The organism is Rhizobacter sp. (genome assembly GCA_021153565.1).
Classification (GTDB): Bacteria; Pseudomonadota; Gammaproteobacteria; order Burkholderiales; family Burkholderiaceae_C; genus Albitalea.
The window spans coordinates 1-6,787 of sequence record JAJKJU010000204.1; the positions used below are offsets into that span (position 1 = coordinate 1).

General features: G+C 63.3%; 4 protein-coding genes. All 4 read right to left on the reverse strand.

Annotated features, from left to right (window positions below; genetic code table 11):
- Positions 1-118 precede the first annotated feature (118 nt).
- Positions 119-901 carry a MinD/ParA family ATP-binding protein gene (locus AC30NL_RS12795; RefSeq protein WP_489464382.1) on the reverse strand — a complete coding sequence of 261 codons (783 nt, stop codon included), beginning with the start codon at positions 899-901 and terminating at the stop codon, positions 119-121.
- A gap of 45 nt (positions 902-946) precedes the next feature.
- Positions 947-2,521 (reverse strand): flagellar biosynthesis GTPase FlhF, encoded by a 1,575-nt coding sequence (flhF, locus tag AC30NL_RS12800; protein ID WP_489464383.1) that lies wholly within the window; start codon positions 2,519-2,521, stop codon positions 947-949.
- A 468-nt stretch (positions 2,522-2,989) separates the two neighbouring features.
- Positions 2,990-5,074 carry a flagellar biosynthesis protein FlhA gene (gene flhA, locus AC30NL_RS12805; RefSeq protein ID WP_489464384.1) on the reverse strand — a complete coding sequence of 695 codons (2,085 nt, stop codon included), beginning with the start codon at positions 5,072-5,074 and terminating at the stop codon, positions 2,990-2,992.
- On the reverse strand, positions 5,071-6,222 hold the full coding sequence (gene flhB / locus AC30NL_RS12810; protein ID WP_489464385.1) for a flagellar biosynthesis protein FlhB: 1,152 nt from the start codon (positions 6,220-6,222) through the stop codon (positions 5,071-5,073). Before flhB ends, flhA begins: the two co-directional genes overlap by 4 nt.
- Between the last annotated feature and the right edge of the window lie 565 nt (positions 6,223-6,787).

Sequence of the window (6,787 nt, forward strand, 5' to 3'; positions counted from 1 at the left end):
AAGGCACCTGATCTAGGCGCAAAGCGCAGCCATAGCTCGTGCTATGGCGAGCATTTGCAACGACGAGCAGGGGCCTTTTGGCGTGATGAGCGGGCATGATCAAAATACTCTCAGCCTCTCAGTTCATTGCCGGCGCGTTCGAATGCGCGCCGTGGTTCGAAGACGTGATGTCGATGGCCGCCCCGAAGTGCGGCTGCAAAGTATCGCGCGCCCATCTGCGCAGCGAAGGTGTGGGCACCTCGTTGGCATCGGTCGCCGGGTCGATATGCACCCAGTCACGCAGCACCGCACCAAGAAAGTCGTCTGCGCAAGTTGCGAGCTGCATTGCGATGCGCTCGGCGCGCGGCGAGGTGGGAGCAGCGCTCAACAGAAGATCGTGCACGACGAGATCGGCACGCTGCGTCATCAGCTTCATTCCGGCGTAGGCGTGAGTCACGCTTTGCGGCCGGTCGTCGGCCAGCAGCAGCGGCCTCGCCTCGCTTTTGGCGAACATGCGACACAGATCGCTGGCCGAGGCATGAATCAGGATCACGTCGGCGTACGGCGCCGCATCGGATGCCATCTGCAGGAAGGACGCGGTCGAACCATGCGTATCGACGAACTTGATCGGAAGCGATCGTGCGGCGAGATAGGACACATGCGACGACAGCGTCTCGACGCATTCGGCGAGTTCCATGGTGGCCATCTCGGCATGCATGGGTGAGCGTTCGCCGGAGTCAACCACCAGCGTGTGCTTGCCATGTTCGGCGAAGGCAGTGCAAAGCCGTTCGAGCAGCACGCCACCAAAGGCCACGTGCGGGTTCGACACCACCGGCACGAAGCGCACTCGCGCATGCGCGAAGAGGCGGCGCAGTCCGTCGGCCTGGTCCAGCGGCGTGGGGCGTGAATGGAGTCCGGTCATGGCGTCTTGTGCGTGTTCTGCGGAATCTTGTGCTGGGGACGTGTCTCAGACGTGCAGCCCGCCGTTCGAGGCAGCGCGCTGTTGCGGCGCGGCAAAGATGAGGTTCATGTCACTCGCATCCATGCGATAGGCCGTGCCCGCGCTCGGGCGCAGCGCGCGGTGCACAAGCGCATGCGACGACAGGCGGTGCCAGTCTTCGGGCACGCGCTGGCCGTTGGCGACACCGAGCACCACAAGCCGGTGGCGGATCAGCGCGTCGAGGGCGGGGCCAAGTTTCACGGCTTCGTCCATCTTCGACAGGATCACGCCACGACACAGGCTCGCGCGGTACGAGATGAGCACATCTTCGATGGTCTCGCCTTGCTGCGCGGTATTGACCACGAGCAGCTTCTGGATGGAACGGTGGCCCAGCATGTCCAGCAGTTCGCGGGTGCGCGTGTCGCGCTGCGCCATGCCGGCGGTATCAATCAACACCATCTTCTTGGCGGCCAGCAGATCCAGGAGATCTTCGAGCGACGCGCGGTCGTGCGCCGTGTGAACCGGCACGCCGAGGATGCGGCCATAGGTGCGGAGCTGTTCGTGCGCGCCGATTCGATAGGCGTCCAGCGTGACGAGGCCGAGATTGGATGCGCCGTACTTGGTCGCGAAGGCGGCTGCGAGCTTGGCCGTGCTGGTGGTCTTTCCGACGCCGGTAGACCCGACCATCGCATACACACCGCCCTGGTCTTCGAGCGCCGCTTCGGCTTCGCCCGTCATGAGGTTTCGTTCAAGAACACCGGCCGCCCAGGCGGCTTCATCGGCCACATCGGCACTCAAGCTTTCGGCGAGCTTGCGGATGAGCGCGGGCGAGAAGCCGCACTCGAGCAGCTTCTGAGTCAGGCGGGCCTGTCCCGGCTGGCGCTGCAGCTTTTCCATGAATGCCAAGGCACCGAAGCGCTCTTCGATCAGCCCTTTCATCGAGCGCAACTCGTTCATCATTTCTTGTTCGCGGCGCAAGGCGGCGGCGTCCTCGGTCGCGCGGTGCGCACGTGGCGCATCAGTGGCCACGTCAGCAAGTGACGGGACGTTGATGACAGATGCGGCGGCGCGGACTTCCTGGCGCAACTCCGGCGTTTCGCGGTATGCAGTCTTGGGCAGAACCGGAGCGGCCACGGCAGGTGCCAGTGCGGCGTGCGCAGCAGCGGGAGCATTCATGCGCGCAGTGAGCTTGGCTTGCAGCGGGCTCATTTCGGGTTCGACTCGCTCGACCACCGGCGCTTCAGCCTTCATCGCCGCTTCGCGGCGCTTGAGCATGCGTTCGCGCACATAGTCCTGGAACGACAAGGTGCTCATCGATAGCTGTTCAACGTCCTTTTGCACTTCAGTCTGCGAAGCGGGCTTGCCTGCGGCAGCAGGCTTGGCGGGGGCTGCGGCGCGGGCCGCGGGGCGTGTCGAAACAGGAGCCGCCGCAGGGGTGGCAATGCGTTCGATGTGCTCGATGCTGTCCGGGGCCATTGCCAGCACTTCCACGCCTTCAGCGCAGGGCTTGGTCAACAACACGACGGCATCGTCACCCAGGGCCTGGCGCACAAGGGTCAGTGCGTCGCGCGATGTACGCGCTGTGAATCGTTTGACGTTCATGTCATGCCCCGGATGGTCGTGTCGGTCGAATTTCTTGAAACTGCAGCCCAGTGTGTAAGAACCGTTACGTTGTCAGTCATCCGATGAAAGACCGGTTTGCCTGCCATTTGGCGGGCGCATCGGCGGGGACTTCGGGATGGGACGCATCGGGTCGAACTTGCTGGACGGTTTTGACATTGTTGCGGGCGTGGTCAAAGTCTTAAGCGAGATAAGAGGGGGAAAGGCGACCTTGCTCGTCTCGCGATGCAACTCGAAGCCAACCTCGCCGGGGCATTGAAGCGCTGAGAATTGCTCCCTCTCCCCCTCGGGGGAGAGGGCAGGGGTGAGGGGTGGGTCAGAAAGTGAAATCGTTTGCCCCCAACCTCACCCTCACCCCAACCCTCTCCCTCGCCGGGAGAGGGAGTGACTAGCGCTTGGCGCCGCGCAGCATCAGCATCACACCCATCAGCATCACACCCGACGCCATATTTACGACGTGCCGCCGATGATCGAGCCGATTCGGATCGAATGCGTCTCGGGAATCTCGCTGTGGCCGAGCACGCGAAGCCTTGGCGCGGCGCGCTTGAGCAGGCGAGCCATCGGGGCACGGATCATGTCGGGCACCAGCAAGCATGCCGGAATGCCCAGGTCTTCCTGGCGCTGGGCGGATTCGGCAGCACTGCGTGTGAGCGTGTCAGCCACGCCTGGGTCCAGCGCTGCACCGTGCGGCGAGTTCAGCGCCTGGGAGATCATCCGTTCGAGTTCGGGTTCGAGTGCAATCACGTCGAGCTCTCGCGTTGGTCCATAAATCTGCTGCACGATGCTCGGCGCCAGGTGGATGCGAATGCGACGAGCCAATTCACTCGGGTCTGTGACTGCTGCCGCATGCTCGGCAAGGCTCTCGATGATGGAGCGCATGTCGCGAATGTGCACGCCCTCTTCAAGCAACAACTGCAGCACCTTTTGCAGCGCAGCAATGCCGACCATTTTCGGAATGACGTCTTCGATCAGCTTGGGTGCGAGCTTGGTCACGTGTTCGACCAGTTGCTGCGTCTCCACTCGACCCAACAGCTTCGCAGCATGCACTTGCATCAAGTGCGACAAATGCGTGGCGACAACGGTCGAGCAATCGACCACCGTAAAGCCTGACATCTGCGCGGCTTCGCGCTGCCGCTCTTCGATCCACACCGCCGGCAATCCGAATGCCGGATCCTTGGTCGCCGTGCCGATGAGATTGGTGGTTGCGCCACCGGGGTTGATCGCGAGCCACATGCCGGGGAAGGCTTCGCCCTCGCCCACCACGGCGCCACGCAGCGTGAGCCGGTACATGCTGGGTTTGAGTTCGAGGTTGTCGCGGATGTGAACCGGCGGAGGGAGGAAGCCGACGTCCTGCGCAAACTTCTTGCGCACGCCTTTGATGCGCGCCAGCAAGTCACCTTCACGCGTCTTGTCGACGAGCGAGATCAACCGATAGCCGACTTCGAGGCCAAGCGTGTCGACCGGCTGCAGGTCGTCCCAGCTCGCTTCGGCATTCGCAGGCGGCAGCTCGCGCGGCGGGGGTGGCGCTTCGGCAATGCGTTTGTCGCGCTTGTGCATCCAGTAAGCGCCGTAACCCATCGCAGCGGCGATCAGCAGGAAAACGATGTGCGGCATGCCGGGGATCAAGCCCAGCGCACCGATCACGCCCGAGACGATGCCCAAGGAACGGGGCGAGTTGAAGACCTGCTTGGCGATCTGGCTGCCGACGTCGTTTTCCTTGCCGACGCGCGACACCACCATGGCGGCTGCGACCGAGATCAGGAGCGCCGGAATCTGCGCGACGAGCGCGTCGCCAACCGCCAGCAGGATGTAGCTGTTGGCAGCATCGGTCGCGGACAGGTCGTGCTGCGCCACGCCGATGATGAAGCCGCCGATGATGTTGATGAACAGGATCAGCAAGCCCGCCATCGCGTCCCCACGAACGAACTTGGAGGCACCGTCCATGGAACCGAAGAATTCCGCCTCTTCGCCCACTTCCATGCGGCGCTTCTTGGCTTCCTTCTCATTGATGAGGCCGGCGTTCAAATCGGCGTCGATCGCCATCTGCTTGCCGGGCATTGCATCCAGGGTGAAGCGCGCGCCGACCTCCGCGATCCGCTCCGCACCCTTGGTCACCACCACAAAGTTGATGACCACGAGGATGGCGAACACAATCAATCCGACGGCAAAATTTCCGCCGATGAGGAAGTGCCCGAACGACTCGATCACCGCGCCCGCGGCGCCCGGCCCGGTGTGGCCTTCGAGCAGCACGACTCGCGTTGACGCGACGTTCAGCGACAAGCGCAGGAGCGTCGTGAGAAGAATGACCGAGGGAAAGGCAGCGAAATCCAGTGGGCGGATCATGTAGGCCGCGACCATCATCACCATCAGCGCCATCGCGATGTTGAAGGTGAACAAGAGGTCGAGTGCGAAGGACGGCAGCGGCAGCACCATCATCGACAGGACCATGATGATGAAAAGCGGCGCCATCAACGCGCGGATCGCCGCGCTGTTGGGTCCGAGCCATTTCTGCATTTGCTGCATCAGCCCGTTCATTCAGCGGTCTCCGGCTTGTTGTGCGGATCGAGTTCGGGCGGCACGTGGACCGCGGGCACTTCACCGGGCATCGGCGCATGGCCCGCGAGCGCGGCACGCAACTGGTAGACGTAGGCAAGCACTTGCGCCACGGCGGCGAAGAGCGCGGCTGGAATTTCGCGATCGACCTCGGCGTGGGCATAAAGCGCACGCGCGAGCATCGGCGACTGCAGCACTGGCACCTTGTTCGTCCGGGCGGTGTCACGAATTGACATCGCGAGCAGGTCAGCGCCCTTGGCGACCACGCGCGGCGCGGCCATCTTGGCGTCGTCGTACTTGAGCGCAACGGCGTAGTGGGTTGGGTTCATCACCACGAGGTCGGCACGGGGCACGGCTGCCAGCATGCGGCGGCGCGACATCTCGCGCATGCGCACCTTGATCTTGGCTTTGACCTCGGCATTGCCCTCGACTTCTTTACGTTCCTGCTTCAACTCCTGGTGGCTCATCTTGAGCCGCGTGAGATGCATGTGGCGCTGCAGCGGCGCGTCGATGGCGGCGCACAGCGCGAGCGCGAGCAACAGGAGCAGAAGGCCGCTCAACACGATGCTGCCGACTTGCGACAAGGCAGCAGGAAGCGGCATGGCGATGACGCCGCCGAAAGCCTCCATGTGGCTGTTGAGATAGGCCGCGCCGATAGCGCCCAGTACCAGCGCGAGGCCGCAGGCCTTCAGTGCATCGACGAGTTGCTGCTTGGAGAGGAGCTTGGGCAAGCCCGTGATGGGGTTGAGCTTTTCAAACTTGGGCATCAAAGGCTTGAGCGTCCAGTTCCAGCCGCCGATGAGCAAGCTCGCGGCGATGGCAACAAGCGTCATCAAGGCGCCAAGCGGAATCACCACCCACAAGAGCTTCGTCGCCATGGCCGAAAGTTGCTGCGCCATGAGCTCGGGGTTGGTGCTGGCTGAATGGTCGAAGCGCAAAGCGTCGGCCAGAAGATGCTGTAACCAGGCCGTCAGCTTGGGCGCCAAGACGACAAGGACCGCGCCGCCTGCCGCAATGGCCGCGAAGTGCCCCAGGTCGCGAGACCGCGCAACCTGGCCTTCTTCGCGCGCTTTCTCAAGCTTGCGTTGCGAGGCCGGTAAATTGCGATCGGATCCGTTGTCGTCTGCCATGGCGATGCAGCCCGAAAGATGGGCGCCTCGTCATTGTTCCGGGACGACGGAAAATCTTGAGCCGAATGAGAGGCCAGAAGCCAAGGCTTTTAAGCCGTTCGCCAAAACGCGGAATCGATCAGCGAGCGCAGCAAGCGCAGATCAAGCCACGCCCGCGGATCCGGCTTTGCCGGTCCGCTTGGGTGGCGCCCCCTGGGGGCAGGAGCGCAGCGACTGGGGGGCCAACCCACTCGCGGCTTTGCCGGTCCGCTTGGGTGGCGCCCCTTGGGGGCAGGAGCGCAGCGACTGGGGGGCTTTTAAGAAACACCCCTTTGGTCTTGTATTGGCTCCTCTGCCCTCTGGGGGAGCTGACCTTTACGCACGCTGGACACGAGGAAGATGGCCGTTGGAGCAAATTTTCCCCTACGAGGTTTGAAGAAGGCTGGGTTGACACATGACAAGTTCATGTTTGCTCAGAGGCCCACGCCCCTCACCCCAGCCCTCTCCCCGAAGGGGCGAGGGAGCAATGCAGGCCAGTTCGCTGTGGCCCGCTTCGAAGTAACGCATTTCGGCTCCCTCTCCCCCG

Bases quoted from the DNA above. Each gene is read 5' to 3' on its own strand.
- AC30NL_RS12795 (WP_489464382.1), bottom strand. From the start codon at position 901: ATGACCGGACTCCATTCACGCCCCACGCCGCTGGACCAGGCCGACGGA.
- flhF (WP_489464383.1), bottom strand. From the start codon at position 2,521: ATGAACGTCAAACGATTCACAGCGCGTACATCGCGCGACGCACTGACC.
- flhA (WP_489464384.1), bottom strand. From the start codon at position 5,074: ATGAACGGGCTGATGCAGCAAATGCAGAAATGGCTCGGACCCAACAGC.
- flhB (WP_489464385.1), bottom strand. From the start codon at position 6,222: ATGGCAGACGACAACGGATCCGATCGCAATTTACCGGCCTCGCAACGC.